This is a genomic window from Pseudonocardia nantongensis (genome assembly GCF_046546495.1).
Taxonomy (GTDB): domain Bacteria; phylum Actinomycetota; class Actinomycetes; order Mycobacteriales; family Pseudonocardiaceae; genus Pseudonocardia; species Pseudonocardia nantongensis.
Genome location: NZ_JBKGXT010000012.1, coordinates 1 through 12,882, shown reverse-complemented (window position 1 = coordinate 12,882; position 12,882 = coordinate 1). Strand labels below are relative to the sequence as shown.

13 protein-coding genes and 2 pseudogenes are annotated in these 12,882 nt (G+C 72.5%); 12 read left to right on the top strand and 3 right to left on the bottom strand.

Annotated elements, in window-relative coordinates:
• Positions 1–636 precede the first annotated feature (636 nt).
• The 6 genes from ACLFMI_RS14335 to ACLFMI_RS14310 all read left to right on the top strand — a co-directional run bounded on the left by ACLFMI_RS14335 (position 637) and on the right by ACLFMI_RS14310 (position 5,844).
• Complete coding sequence (locus tag ACLFMI_RS14335) at positions 637–1,020, top strand: hypothetical protein (protein WP_410948340.1); 384 nt, start codon at positions 637–639, stop codon at positions 1,018–1,020.
• Between the two features lie 115 nt (positions 1,021–1,135).
• Entirely contained in the window at positions 1,136–3,139 is a 2,004-nt protein-coding gene (locus ACLFMI_RS14330) for a thermonuclease family protein (protein ID WP_410948339.1), read from the top strand.
• Between the two features lie 166 nt (positions 3,140–3,305).
• Entirely contained in the window at positions 3,306–4,181 is an 876-nt protein-coding gene (locus ACLFMI_RS14325; RefSeq protein WP_410948338.1) for an NAD-dependent epimerase/dehydratase family protein, read from the top strand.
• A 98-nt stretch (positions 4,182–4,279) separates the two neighbouring features.
• Positions 4,280–4,594 (top strand): hypothetical protein, encoded by a 315-nt coding sequence (locus ACLFMI_RS14320; protein WP_410948337.1) that lies wholly within the window; start codon positions 4,280–4,282, stop codon positions 4,592–4,594.
• 159 nt (positions 4,595–4,753) lie between these two features.
• A complete protein-coding gene (locus ACLFMI_RS14315; RefSeq protein WP_410948336.1) occupies positions 4,754–5,125 on the top strand; it encodes a GlcG/HbpS family heme-binding protein in 372 nt (123 codons plus the stop codon).
• Between the two features lie 239 nt (positions 5,126–5,364).
• Positions 5,365–5,844, top strand: coding sequence for a hypothetical protein (locus ACLFMI_RS14310; protein ID WP_410948335.1), 480 nt, complete (start codon positions 5,365–5,367; stop codon positions 5,842–5,844).
• Between the two features lie 49 nt (positions 5,845–5,893).
• On the opposite strand, the gene ACLFMI_RS14305 is transcribed toward ACLFMI_RS14310, so the two are convergent.
• From ACLFMI_RS14305 to ACLFMI_RS14295, 3 genes are read right to left on the bottom strand one after another with little or no spacing between them, the layout of a single operon-like run.
• A complete protein-coding gene (locus tag ACLFMI_RS14305) occupies positions 5,894–8,002 on the bottom strand; it encodes a xanthine dehydrogenase family protein molybdopterin-binding subunit (protein ID WP_410948334.1) in 2,109 nt (702 codons plus the stop codon).
• A gap of 1 nt (position 8,003) precedes the next feature.
• The gene (locus tag ACLFMI_RS14300; protein ID WP_410948333.1) at positions 8,004–9,002 is read right to left on the bottom strand and encodes an FAD binding domain-containing protein; all 999 of its coding nucleotides are present in this window, start codon (positions 9,000–9,002) and stop codon (positions 8,004–8,006) included.
• On the bottom strand, positions 8,999–9,544 hold the full coding sequence (locus ACLFMI_RS14295; protein WP_410948332.1) for a 2Fe-2S iron-sulfur cluster-binding protein: 546 nt from the start codon (positions 9,542–9,544) through the stop codon (positions 8,999–9,001). The genes ACLFMI_RS14300 and ACLFMI_RS14295 overlap by 4 nt, the downstream gene beginning before the upstream one ends.
• A gap of 192 nt (positions 9,545–9,736) precedes the next feature.
• Here ACLFMI_RS14295 and ACLFMI_RS14290 point away from each other — a divergent pair, with 192 nt between their 5' ends.
• The 6 genes and pseudogenes from ACLFMI_RS14290 to ACLFMI_RS14265 form a co-directional block, all read left to right on the top strand.
• Positions 9,737–9,907, top strand: coding sequence for a hypothetical protein (locus tag ACLFMI_RS14290; protein WP_410948331.1), 171 nt, complete (start codon positions 9,737–9,739; stop codon positions 9,905–9,907).
• A gap of 249 nt (positions 9,908–10,156) precedes the next feature.
• Positions 10,157–10,303: pseudogene (locus ACLFMI_RS14285) on the top strand (aldehyde dehydrogenase); the annotation flags it as partial.
• Between the two features lie 112 nt (positions 10,304–10,415).
• Positions 10,416–10,853 (top strand): PPOX class F420-dependent oxidoreductase, encoded by a 438-nt coding sequence (locus ACLFMI_RS14280; RefSeq protein WP_410948330.1) that lies wholly within the window; start codon positions 10,416–10,418, stop codon positions 10,851–10,853.
• Between the two features lie 265 nt (positions 10,854–11,118).
• Positions 11,119–11,952 carry an MBL fold metallo-hydrolase gene (locus ACLFMI_RS14275; protein WP_410948329.1) on the top strand — a complete coding sequence of 278 codons (834 nt, stop codon included), beginning with the start codon at positions 11,119–11,121 and terminating at the stop codon, positions 11,950–11,952.
• A gap of 463 nt (positions 11,953–12,415) precedes the next feature.
• The gene (locus tag ACLFMI_RS14270) at positions 12,416–12,661 is read left to right on the top strand and encodes a DUF2630 family protein (RefSeq protein WP_410948328.1); all 246 of its coding nucleotides are present in this window, start codon (positions 12,416–12,418) and stop codon (positions 12,659–12,661) included.
• Between the two features lie 28 nt (positions 12,662–12,689).
• Positions 12,690–12,882 (top strand): annotated as a pseudogene (locus tag ACLFMI_RS14265) (hypothetical protein); the annotation flags it as partial.

Sequence of the window (12,882 nt, the reverse complement as noted above, 5' to 3'; positions counted from 1 at the left end):
ACCCGAGCAGGGCGAGGCGCGTCGCAGATCAGGACCGGGGCGTCGCGGTTGAACCCCGAAGATGGCGGGATCGCCCGCCGGCGACAGCGCATGCGAGCAGGCCGAGTTGGCCCACGCCATGTGCTGTCGCGCCACGACCGTATCGGTTGTCCGCAACCGGTGCGCGCCCGGCGGCGCTGCGGGCGGCGATGTTCGGTCGGCGTTGACCTGTTGTTCGCTGGGGGCCGGCTGACCACGTCGGGCCCGGGATCCGCTTGACCGGAACGAGACGCGTGAGGAGAGCTTCTGTGCGGGTGTGTGACGGGTCCGGCCCGCCACGAGGGGCCTGGAGTCGACATGTGGATCGGCAGCCGCCTTCGGCGCGCTGGAGGCGGGCGCTGGCGAAGACAACGGTGCCGGCGCGGCTCGATGTCGCCGTGGACCGTCGACGGATCGCCGGTTGCAGCCTCGGAACCCGGGTACCGCGCGAGCGCGCGTGTTCGCACCGAACCGTGTTGTGGTTCGACCTTTCGCATGTGGGTGTCGCCACGGCGGGTAAGTGGTTATGCCAGGCGAGACAGCGGTTAGTTGTGCACAAGCGGACGACATCCGCTCCCGGCTACCCGTCGGGATCTTCATCAGATGGGAACGACCCGAATGACCACGGATCTGTTCGACGGCGAGTTCACCGATCAGCAGGTGGAGCTGCTGCCCGCCCGCACGGTGATGACCACGCTGCTCGGCGGCGTCCTCGGCGGCGACGCCGGTGACGGCGGCGACGCTGGCGACGGCTTCGCCGAGAGCGGCGATGGCGGCGACGGCGGCAACGCCGAGGGCGGCGACGCCGGCAGCCTCGCCAACGTCAACGTGCTCGGCGAGCAGGACAACGACGCCGACGGCGGTGACGGCGGCGACGCCGGTGACGGCGGCGACTCCGGCGACGCCTCGGCCGAGGGCGGCGATGGCGGTGACGGTGGCGATGGCGGCGACGCCAGCGAGTCCACCGAGTCGACCGAGTTCAGCGACTCTAACGAGTACTGAGATCTGGTGATCTCGCGGTAGGCATGGTGCGGGGGCGGGTCGCCACCAGCGGCCCGCCCCCGCGCACGTCCCCGGGCCCCACCGGCCCGGTCGGTCATCTCGACAGGAGCAGTGCGTGAGCTCTGGCACCGCGGCGAGCACCCTCGAGCCGAGCGCGAGCCAGGCGCCCGTCCCGGTCGAGGGGATCGAGTTCCTCGGCCGCTACGACGGCTCCGGGTTCCGCCATCCGCGGTATCTGCTGCGCCGCTCGGATGGCCAGGTCGCCCAGCTGCCGTGGCTGCTGTATCGCACCGCCTGGCACCTGGACGGTCGCCGTAGCCTGGCCGAGCTGGCCGCGCTGCTCGGCGCCGACACCGGCCGGGACATCACCGCCTCCCAGGTCGGCTTCTTGATCGCGCATCGCCTGCGCCCGGCGGGTCTCGCCGGGGCGGCACCGACCACCGAACCCCCCGATCAGCCACCCGGTAGGGCCCCGGGTGAGACCGGCACAGTGGCCGCGGCCGATACCACCGGGTTGGACCACACCCAGCCGCCGCGTGGGGATCACTTGCTGATGTTGCGGCTGCGTACCGCGCTGGTACCCGACGCGGCGGTGTGGCGGGTCGCTGGACCGCTGCGGCCGCTGTTCCGCGCACCGGTGGTCGTACTCGCGCTGGCCGCGTTCGTCGCGGTCGACGTCGCGGTGGTCGCCGTGCACGGCTGGGCCGGGGTGGTGGCTGCCGGGCAGCAGTTGACCACCGCACCCGCGCTGACGTTGGCGGTGCTCGGGGTGATCGTCGCCGGCGGAGTGTTCCACGAATGCGGGCATGTCACCGCGTGTCGCTACGGCGGGGCCACGCCCGGCCCGATGGGCGTGGGGATCTATCTGGTCTGGCCCGCGTTCTACAGCACCGTCACCGACGCCTACCGGCTCGACCGCGGCGGGCGGCTGCGCACCGACCTGGGCGGGGTCTACTTCAACACGATCTTCCTGACCATTCTGGGCGGGGGGTATCTGGCGACCGGGCAGGCCTGGCTGCTGGCCGCCCTCGTGGTCTGGCACGTGGAAACCGTCTGGCAGTTCCTGCCCTCGCTGCGCCTGGATGGCTACTACATCCTCGCCGACCTGGTCGGGGTCCCGGACCTGTTCAACCGGATGCGGCCCATCCTGCGGTCACTTTTCCGCCGCGAGCACGCCGACCCGCTGGTCGCCGACCTCAAACCGTGGGTGCGCCGCGTGGTGACCGCCTGGGTCGTGCTGGTGGTGCCGTTCCTGCTCTACTGGGTCGTCCTGTTCGCCGTGCTGGCCCCGCAGCTGGCCCCGGCGGCGTGGCAGTCGCTGACCGACTTCGGGGGGCAAGCACTCGAGGCCGCCCGGTCCGGGCAGCCCGCCGCCGCGGTCGTCGGGGTGCTCGGCGCGCTACTGCTGGTGCTGCCGTGGGCGGCCGGCAGCTACCTCGTCGCCACCCTGCTGGGCCGCCTCGCCCGCGCGGTGCGCGGCTGGCTGACCCGCCGCCGCCGTGGCGCCGCGGCCCCGACGCCGATCGCGCGCGCTCGCCTCGCGCCGCGCACGGCTCGATCCGGGCTCGCCGCCGGGTGCCTGCTCGTGTTCGGCGCCGGTCTCGCCGGCGCCGCCGCGCTGGGCCCGCCGGACCGGTCCCCGTCGGCGTCGCCCGCCGTGCCCGCGGCCGCGACCGCACCCGGCGGCGCGGGCGTGCTGGCCGGGATCAGCGGCCCGCCGACCCTCTACGGGCAGGTCACCGCCGTGCGCGACCCGGACACCGCCGTCGTCGAGGTCGCCGGCCGCCCGATCACCGTCGACGTGATCGGAGCCGACGCCGCGGCGATACCGGTCTGCGCGCTCGACGCCGCGACCGCGTTCGCCCGCGACACACTCCTCGACCAGGCGGTGACGCTGGTGCCAGACCCCACACTGGCACCGCCACCACCGGACTCGCCGACCTGGCCGGCCTACCTCGTGCTCGACGATCAGCAGTCCTACACCGACACCGCAATCACCGCCGGCTGGGCCGGCGCCGGCCAGGGTCGCTACCGGCCCGGGTTCCTCGCCGAACAACAGCAGGCTCGCGACACCGGCGCAGGCATGTGGGGACTGCCCTGCGCAGGACCACCGCCCTGAACTCACAGGTACTCGACGTTTCGCCCCACCACCGCAGACGTGACCACCGCCCCGGAGAAGAGCAACCCGGTCACCAACGGCTCCGAGACCGAGCGCCAGGCCACGCAGCGGCTCCGGATCGGGTACCGACCGGTTTTTCGATGATCGGGTCGGGGAAGCAGAGGACATGAGGATTCTTGTCACCGGAGCGCTGGGCAAGGTCGGTCGGGCCACCGTGGCGGTCGCGCAGCGGGCCGGCCACGATGTCACCGCCACCGACCAGGCACCCCCGGCTTACGGGCCGACCGACCCGTCGGCCGCGCCCTATCTGCGGGCCGATCTGACCGATTTCGGCCAGGCCGTCGACCTCGTCGGGCGCGTGCGCCCCGATGCCGTCGTGCACACCGCCGGCATCCCAGAACCGTTTCAGGACACCGAGGTCGCGATCTTCGACACGAACCTGCCGGCGCTGTTCCACGTGACCGAGGCGGTCCGGCTGGTCGGCGTGGCGCGGCTGGTGGCCATGTCCAGTGAGACCGCGCCCGGCTACATGACCGGCGATCCGGTCCTGCTGCCCGACTATCTGCCCGTCGACGAGGACCACCCACTACGCCCGCGCGAGGCCTATGCGCTGACCAAAGTACTCGGCGAGCACATGCTCGACGCGCTGGTCCGCCGCGCCGACAACGCCGTACCGGTCACCGGTGTGTCCATCCGCCCCTCGCTGGTCACCACCGGCGAGATGTACGAAGGCTATATCGCACGGACCCGTGAGGCCGGGCTCGCGCCGTCGTTCAACCAGTGGACCTTCGTCGACGCCGACGATCTCGCCGACCTCGCGCTGCGCGCCGCGACCTCGACCACGCCGGGACACGAGGTCGTCTATGCCGCGCAGCCGGACAACCTGCGCGGCGAGCCGCTGGCCGACCTCGTGGCCCGGGCCTACGGCGACCACGCGCCACCGGTGCGCGACCTGGAGCGCCCGGACGCCGCCGCGATCAACATCGGCAAGGCCCGGCGACTGTTCGGCTGGGCACCGCGGGCCGGGCTCGCCGCACCCTGAGGCGAACACCATCGCGTCCGGGCATGGCCTCGCAGGCCCAGAAATTTCATGTCCGAGGCAGCGGGAGGCACCGCGACCTGGAGGGTAGTCCGAGGGGCATGGAACCGATCCCCTACACCGACGACGTCGAGCAGATCGGGCCCGACGAGGACGACCACATCCAGCGCTGCATCGCGGCGATGCAGCGCACCAACGCCATGACCTTCGACCTGCACCGGCACGGCTACCGCGCCACGCACGCCAAGAGCCACGGCATCCTGCGCGGCGACTGCGGGTCCACGACGATCTGCCCGCCGAGCTGGCGCAAGGCCTGTTCGCCCGACCGGCGACCTACCCCGCGCTCGCCCGGATCGCGACCGAGACCGGCCAGCTCGACGACGACCGGACACCGAACGCCCGCGGGTTCGCGCTGAAGGTGCTCGGCGTGCCCGGCGAGACGATGCACCCGACCGATCCCGGCCACGACGTGCACGACCCGCTGTTCAACACCCTGCCCGCGCTGCCCCCGGGCACAGCCGAGAAGCGATCTTGGCGACGTAGTCGCCGTAGCGGAACGCGCCCTAGGTGAGCGGATGGATGTTGGGCGCGTTCGGGCAACCGCCGAACAGGTCGGCCAGCCAGTGAACGTCGCGGTCGTGGACTCCGGCGGGAACCTCGTCGCGCACATCCGGATGGACCGGGCCTGGATCGGCAGCGTGGACATCGCGGTGAACAAGGCGTTCACCGCCCGCGCGTTCGACCTGCCGACCGCCGATCTGGCCGACAACGCGCAGCCGGGCGGACAGTTCTACGGCATCGACGGCTCCAACCACGGCCGCGTCATGATCTTCGCGGGTGGTGTCCCGCTGCGCGCCGGCGACGAGATCGTCGGTGCCGTCGGGGTCAGCGGCGGCAGCGGCGACCAGGACCGCGACATCGCCGAGGCCGCCGCGGCCGCACTGTAGCCGCGCTGTCGCCGTCACGACGCGCCGACCGCGCCGTCCGCGCGGTGGACGGTGGCGGTCCGTGCGTGACGCACAGGCGCAGGCGGCAGAACAGGACACCGTGACCGGTCCCGACGAGCCCGTCGACCGTCTGCCCGCCCGTCCTGGAGGGGCGGGACGCCCCGGTCGTGCCCGCTCACCTCGGCGGCTGGGCATGCCGCGCGGGGGGTCCGACGATGTGTGGCGGGTACAGGCCGGGCATGAGCACAACGACGACCGGACGCGTCGCGAACCTCGCCGCCGACGTCGGCGTCGGCCTGCTGGCCGGCGCCCTGGGCACGGTGGCGATGACGCTGTCCAGCACGATCGAAATGAAGATCAACCAGCGCGGTGCAAGCTCGACCCCGGAAGATGCTGCCGGTGTGGTACTCGGCGTCCGGCCGGCGAGCGAGGCGGGGCAGCAACGCTTCGGGACGCTGGTGCACTGGGGCTACGGCATCGCCTGGGGCGCGGTACGGGGCCTGGTCGGTGCCGCGGGGCTGCGCGGCCCGGCCGCCGCGCTGGCACACTTCGGCCTGGTCTGGGGTGGCGAGCAGGTAATCCTGCCGGCCACTGGCGCCGGGAAACCGACCTGGAGCTACGGCGGGGCCGCGCTGGCCACCGACGCGTGGCACCACGCGGTCTACGCCGCCGCGACCTCGGCCGCCTACGAGTGGCTGGACCGACACCGCAGCCGCTGACCGAGCCGCCCGGGCGCGGCGGCGCCCGGCCCGCCGCCGCTGTCCGGGCTCATTGCGCCGGCAGCACCTTGTCGAGGGTGACCGGCAGGTCCCGCACGCGTGCCCCGGTCGCGTGCCAGGCGGCGTTGGCGACCGCGGCCGCGGTGCCGACGATCCCGATCTCGCCGATGCCCTTGGAGCCCATCGGGTTGACGTGCGGGTCGTGCTCGTCGATCCAGTGCGCCTGCAGGTCGGCGACGTCGGCGTTGGTGGCGAGGTGGTACTCGGCCAGGTCGTGGTTGACGACGTGCCCGGTGCGCGGGTCGAGCACGCTCTGTTCCATCAACGCCATGCCCAAACCCATCGTCATGCCGCCGAGGAGCTGGGAGTGGGCCAGCCTCGGGTTGACGATCCGGCCCGCGGCGAAGGTCCCGTGCAGTCGCGGGACCCGGATCTCGCCGGTGTCGGCGTGCACCGCGACCTCGGCGAACTGCGCGCCGTAGGCGTACATCGCGTAGCGGTCGGCGTCCGGGTTGGCCGGCACCGAGGCCTCGGTCTCGTCGCCGTCCTGCGGGTCGGTGCCGAACTTGTCCCGGAACTCTCGGGCTGCCGCGACGATCGCCGAGCCCCAGGTCGTGGTGCCGGACGAGCCGCCGGCCACGGACGCCGGCGGGTGCTCGGTGTCGCCGATCAGCACCTCTACCCGCTCCACCGGGACGCCCAGCGCGTCCGCGGCGATCTGCGCCAGCACCGTCCACGTCCCGGTGCCCAGGTCCGCGGCCCCGATCCGGACCACGTAGCGCCCGCCGGACCAGGCGATCGCGGCGGTGGACATCGGGAACCGGTACACCGGGTACGCCGCCGACGCCACCCCGGTGCCGACCCACCAGCCGCCCTCGCGGCGCACGGCAGGCCGCGGGTCCCGCCCGGCCCAGCCGAACCGCTCGGCGCCCTCGCGCAGGCAGGCCACCAGGTTGCGCGAGGAGTACGGCTTCCCGGTCTCCGGGTCGGCGTCCGGTTCGTTGCGCACCCGCAGCTCCACCGGGTCGATGCCCAGCTCGGCGGCCAGCTCGTCCAGCGCGACCTCGGGGCCGAACATGCCCGGGCACTCGCCGGGCGCGCGCATCCAGGACGGCACCGGCACGTCGAGGGCGGCCAGCCGGTGCGTGGTCCGCCGGTTCGGCGCGGCGTAGATGTTGCGGGTGGGCACCCCGGTCTGCTCGGCGAACTCCTTGATCCGTGAGGTCTGCTCGACGACGTCGATCGCGATCCCCGCCAGTCGGCCCTCGGTGTCCGCGGCCACGTGCATCTGTTGGATCGTCGGGGTCCGGTAGCCGGCCAGGGCGAACATCTGCTGGCGGGTCAGGGCGACCCGCACCGGCTGTCCGGGGACGGCGCGGGCGGCCATCGCGGCCAGCACCGTGTTCGCGTGCGGCATCCCCTTCGAGCCGAACCCGCCACCGACGTAGGGGCAGACCACCCGGACCTGCCCCTCCTCCAGACCCAGCACCGAGGCGACGGTCCGGCGCGCCGGGTGCACGCCCTGGGTGGAGTCCCACAGCGTCAGCGCACCCCGCTCCGGGTCCCACAGGGCGGTGGTGGCGTGCGGCTCGAGCGGGTTGTTGTGCAGCATCGGCGTGGTGTAGGTCCGTTCCAGGGTGACCGGAGCCGAGGCCATCGCCGCGGCCATGTCGCCCTGGGCGGTGTCGGTCTCGTAGGTCGGGTTGACCACGTCGGGGGCGTAGAGGTCGGCCCGGTCGGTGGACAGCCGCGCGTCGTGCTCGGCCACCTCGTACTCGACGCGGACCCGGGTGGCCGCGTCCCGGGCGACCTCGAAGGTCCCGGCGACGACCGCGGCCACGATCTGGCCGCGGAAGGCCACCTCGTCGGCCTGCAGCACGGCGAGCTCGCGGTCGGCGGTCGACGCCAGCCGCTCGGCCGTGGCCGGGGTGAGGACGGCGTGCACGCCGTCGAGGCCCTCGGCCTCGCTCGCGTCCACCGAGACCACCCGCCCGCGGGCGATCGTGGATTCCACGATGCGGCAGTACAGCGGGTTCTCGACCGGCGACTCGTCGGCGTAGAACGCCGCACCGCGGACCTTCGCCGCGCCGTCGCGGCGGGCCAAGTCCAGCCCGATCGCCTGCGGGGTCAGGGCCGGTGTCGTGTCGGTGTCGGTCATCTCAGGCCTCCTCGCGGGCGAGGTCGCGCAGGGTGGCGACCAGCGTCCGGGTGAGCAGCGGGATCTTGAACTCGTTGCCGCCGTCGATGCCCGGCTGCGGGCGGGCATCGGTGAGCTCGGCCGCCGCGGCGGCGGCGAAGGAGTCGTCGGACACGGTCGCCCCGCGCAGCGCCTGCTCGGCCCGGCGGGCGCGCCACGGCACGTGCGCGACGCCGCCGAACGCGATCCGCGCGTCCCGCACGACGCCGCCGTCCACCTCCAGCGCGGCAGCGACCGACACCAGCGCGAACGCGTACGAGGCCCGGTCGCGCACCTTGCGGTAGCTCGAGCGGCGGGCCATCGTCAGCTCCGGCAGGTCGATCGCGGTGATCAGCTCGCCGTGCTCGAGCACGGTGTCGCGCTGCGGGGTGTCGCCGGGCAGCCGGTGCAGCTCGGTGAACTCGATCGTGCGCTCCCCGGCCGGGCCGAGTATCTGCACCCGCGCGTCCAGGGCGGTCATCGCGACTGCCATGTCCGAGGGGTGGGTGGCGATGCAGTGCTCGGAGGTGCCGAGCACTGCGTGGTTGCGGGTGGAGCCGCCGATCGCCGAGCAGCCGGTGCCGGGCTCGCGCTTGTTGCACGGCGTGCTGACGTCCTGGAAGTACACGCAGCGGGTGCGTTGCAGCGGGTTGCCGCCGGTGGTGGCCATGTTGCGCAGCTGCCCCGAGGCGCCGGAGAGCAGGGCCTGGGCCAGTACCGGGTACCGGCGACGCACCCGCGGGTCGGCGGCCAGGTCGGAGTTGGGTACCCCGGCCCCGATCCGCAGGCCGCCACCGGTGTCGGTGATCTCGTCCGAGGTCAGTGCCGTGACGTCGACGAGCAGGCCCGGCGAGGTCACGCCCAGGCGCAGGTGGTCGACCAGGTTGGTGCCCCCGCCGAGAAACGCGGCGTCCGGCCGGTCGGCGACCGCGCGGACGGCGTCGGCGGCGGCGTCGGGGTTCTGGTAGGCGAACGGCCTCATCGGGACCTCCCCGCCGGGTCGGTGCCGGCGCCCGACCCGGCGGCGTTGCTCTGGGCCACGGCGGCGCGGATGCCCTTGTAGGCGCCGCAGCGGCACAGGTTGCCGCTCATCCGCTCGGCGATCTCGGCGTCGTCGAGCTCGGGGGCGGCGGCGACGTCGGCGGTCACCGCGCTGGGCCAGCCCCGGGCGAACTCGTCGAGCACGCCGACGGCCGAGCACACCTGCCCAGGAGTGCAGTAGCCGCACTGGAACCCGTCGTGGTCGACGAACGCCCGGTGCACCGGATGCTCCTCGCCGTCGGCGGACAGCCCGTCCGCGGTGGTGATCTCGTGCCCGTCCTGCGCGACGGCCAGCGACAGGCACGCCAGCACCCGCCGCCCGTCGACGAGCACAGTGCACGCGCCGCACTGGCCGTGGTCACAGCCCTTCTTGGGGCTCATCACCCCCAACCGCTGACGCAGGGTGTCCAACAGCGAGGCCCGGGTGTCGACCTCGAGGTCATGGGTGACGCCGTCGACCCGCAGCGTCAGTTCGGAATCCATCTGCTTCGGGTCCCCGATCGGCGCCGCCCCAACCGCGTCTACCGATCGATTTCCGACTGGTAGCGCGTCGGTCGAGCGGACGAGCATCAGCCCGAACGCTCCCGCACGCGATTGTGCCGGGTTCCACGCCGTGGCCACACCCTCGGCCTGGGGTCACAGTGCGGCCTTTGCCGCGGCCTCGGCGAGACTACGGTGACCGAGGCGATCGAGCACACCATCGCTACCGCCGAGACCGCGGCGGCGGAGTTCGTGCGCGACGCCTGGCGCCAGGTCTACGGCCGCCACCCGGACCCGGATGCCGGCTACGGCGACGCGGTCCGCGCGTTGGGCGCCTCGCCTACGCCCGCGGGTGCAGCCGAATAGCCCGAAGCCACTCGGCACGGTCGTCACGCACGTACGCGGCGCCGGGACCGAAGTGGGAGTGCTCCTTTGCTGGTGCACTGACCCGCCGGGCCGGTCGTGTCCGACCCGAGCTCGTTCCGGCCGAGCGCCGACAGACCGTGCTGCTGGACCGCCGGCCGCGGCGCCGCTCACCGGTTTCAGCTGCTCGAAGTCGGGGATCCTTCGAACACTCGCCCGGCCCGCCGGGCCACTGTTGAGGAGAGGACTCCGGTGAAGGGACTCGTCTACAACGGCCCGTTCGACGTCTCGGTCGACGACGTCGCGGACGCCCGAATCGAAGCGCCAACCGACGTCGTCGTCCGGATCACCACGACCAACATCTGCGGCTCGGACCTGCACATGTACGACGGCTGGACGAAGGTCCTGCTGCACACCGGCCAGGCCGCCTGACGGACACGGCCACCCCGACCTCGGCGGCGGAGCCAGTTCGACTCGGCCCCGCCGCCGTCCCGATCGAACGGAGCACCACATGCCTGCGGAGACCAAGAACGGGCCCGACCTGCACCCGATGACCGAGAAGCTCGCGACCGGGAGCAACTTCGCGTCCGTCGCGACGCTGCTCCCGAGCGGGGCGATCCAGAACCAGACGATCTGGGTACACGCGCAGGACGGGAGGATCCTGCTGAACACCGAGACGCACCGGGTCAAGCACCACAACGTCGACCGGGACCCGCACATCACCGTGCTGATCCGCGACGAGGACGAGCCGTACCGCTACGCCGAGGTGCGTGGACGGGTCACCGGCACGACGACCGGGCAGCAGGCCCGCGATCACGTCGACGAGCTGGCGCGCAAGTACACCGGCAAGGACTACCCGCCGGACGCGATCAAGTCCGCGCGCGTCACCTGGTGGATCACCCCGGACCGCCAGACGGTGATCGACCAGAACAACGGCGTGGCCGACTAAGAACGGCCTCATTGGACGACGACGGTCGAGGAGGCACAACGCGCTCCCGTCGTTGGCGCACCCGCTTCGGCCCCGCCACAGTCGACGACCTCCAGTGGTGGACCGGGTGGAACAAGACCACGGTCGGCCGCGCCCTCGACCGCCTGCCCGTCGAGGAGGTCAGGACGCCCGGGGGTGGGGACCGAACCCGCGATCCCGCACGCCGTGCGGTGCGCCGGGTAGGTGGCAGCTACGCCAGGCAAGTCCACACATCAGGAGGATCTCGATGGCCATCGACGTGCCAGCCGCGGAACGGCCCGACTTCAACGAGGGGTGGCTCTACTTCGTCGGGAACGCCACAACGGTGATCCGTTACGGCGGATTCTCGATCCTCACCGACCCGGCCTTCCTGCACGCCGGAGAGCATGTGCACCTGGGACACGGTGCCTACGCCCGGCGCGAGATCGAACCGGCGTGCCAGATCTCCGAGCTGCCACCGCTGGACCTGGTAATCCTCTCCCACCATCACGGCGACCACTTCGACGACGTCGCGGCACGCGAACTCGACAAGAGTCTGCCGATCGTCACCAACGACCACGCGGTCCGCCTACTCAGCGAGCAGGGCTTCCCCCACGGCTACGCCCTCAACACCTGGGAATCGCAGGAGGTGACCAAGGGCGACGCGCGGCTGCGGGTGACCTCGATGCCCGCCAAGCACGCACCCGACCACGTCGCCGGCCTGCTCCCGCCCGTGATGGGCAGCATGCTGAACTTCTACCACGCTGACGAGCACCGGTTCCGCCTCTACATCAGCGGGGACACGCTGCTGCACGAGCGGCTGCACGACATCGGCCGCTTCTATCCCGACATCGACCTGGCGCTGATCCACGCGGGTGGAACCACGCTACTCGGCACGGTCGTGACCATGACCGGGCAGCAGGTGGTGCGCTGCGTGGAGATCATCGGTCCACGCACGGCCGTCCCGATCCACTACAACGACTTCTCGGTGTTCCAGTCGGGCCTCGACGACCTCAAGCAGGCGGCCGAGACATCGTCGGTGGACACCGAGTTCCACTACGTCTCCCACGGCGACCAGTACCGATTCCGCTCACCGCGGTGAGCTCCCGGCGCACCGGCTCACCGGCTCACCTGGGGCCAGCCTGGGTCCGTGACCGCGGTCCCGCCGGCCCACGCTGCTGCCGGGTGGTCACCGGGGTGGTCGACGAGTTGCTCGGCGCCGCCGAGCGCGCTCCCGCCGGGCGCGCGGCGCATCCCACCGGCGCTGCCAGGCGAGGGGACGAGCAACCGTGGGCCCGGTGCGGGCCACCGTCCGCACCGCCCGCCGATCCGTGTTGACCACCACTCGGCGGGTGGTTTCGTCCGGGTCTGCCCGGGCACGCCTAGCCGGTCCGCCTGATCCTGCCGCGCCGCGGTCCTGCGGGTCGCGATATGCGGCAGAAACCGTTGCGAGGACAGGAGAAGACGACCAGCTCGTTACCGACCAGCGTCGTCAAGGGCCCGCCTAGGTCGACGCATTCCGGGCCCGCACCGCCGAGCGCTTCTACCTGAGGGAACGACACCTGATGACCGACACCGACATCCAGGACCGGATCGGCGAGCTGATCGGAGAGGAGCACCAGCTGCGTGAGCAGGTGGTCCAGGGCGAGCTGTCGCCCGGGGAGGAGTCCGAGCGGCTGCGCGAGGTCGAGGCCCGGCTGGACCAGTGCTGGGACTTGCTGCGGCAGCGGCGCGCGCAGCGTGAGTTCCACGCGCACCCGGACGAGGCGGAGGTCCGGCCGGCGCGCGAGGTGGAGAACTACCGGCAATGAAGCGCTGCCGTGAGGGAGGCACCCTGCCATGACGACGAACACGGCTTCCACGAACAGCACGACCTCGCACACGCCGACGCCAGAGGCGTACGCCGGCTTCGACACGATGCCGCTCGGCGGGCAGTGGCGGGCCGGCAGCTCGGGTGAGATCGCCACCGACAGCGACCCGTACACCGGCGAGACCCTCACCGAGATCGGGATGGCCACCGCAGCCGACCTCG

Bases quoted from the DNA above. Each gene is read 5' to 3' on its own strand.
- ACLFMI_RS14335 (WP_410948340.1), top strand. From the start codon at position 637: ATGACCACGGATCTGTTCGACGGCGAGTTCACCGATCAGCAGGTGGAG.
- ACLFMI_RS14325 (WP_410948338.1), top strand. From the start codon at position 3,306: ATGAGGATTCTTGTCACCGGAGCGCTGGGCAAGGTCGGTCGGGCCACC.
- ACLFMI_RS14320 (WP_410948337.1), top strand. From the start codon at position 4,280: ATGGAACCGATCCCCTACACCGACGACGTCGAGCAGATCGGGCCCGAC.
- ACLFMI_RS14315 (WP_410948336.1), top strand. From the start codon at position 4,754: ATGGATGTTGGGCGCGTTCGGGCAACCGCCGAACAGGTCGGCCAGCCA.
- ACLFMI_RS14310 (WP_410948335.1), top strand. From the start codon at position 5,365: ATGAGCACAACGACGACCGGACGCGTCGCGAACCTCGCCGCCGACGTC.
- ACLFMI_RS14305 (WP_410948334.1), bottom strand. From the start codon at position 8,002: ATGACCGACACCGACACGACACCGGCCCTGACCCCGCAGGCGATCGGG.
- ACLFMI_RS14300 (WP_410948333.1), bottom strand. From the start codon at position 9,002: ATGAGGCCGTTCGCCTACCAGAACCCCGACGCCGCCGCCGACGCCGTC.
- ACLFMI_RS14295 (WP_410948332.1), bottom strand. From the start codon at position 9,544: ATGGATTCCGAACTGACGCTGCGGGTCGACGGCGTCACCCATGACCTC.
- ACLFMI_RS14280 (WP_410948330.1), top strand. From the start codon at position 10,416: ATGCCTGCGGAGACCAAGAACGGGCCCGACCTGCACCCGATGACCGAG.
- ACLFMI_RS14275 (WP_410948329.1), top strand. From the start codon at position 11,119: ATGGCCATCGACGTGCCAGCCGCGGAACGGCCCGACTTCAACGAGGGG.
- ACLFMI_RS14270 (WP_410948328.1), top strand. From the start codon at position 12,416: ATGACCGACACCGACATCCAGGACCGGATCGGCGAGCTGATCGGAGAG.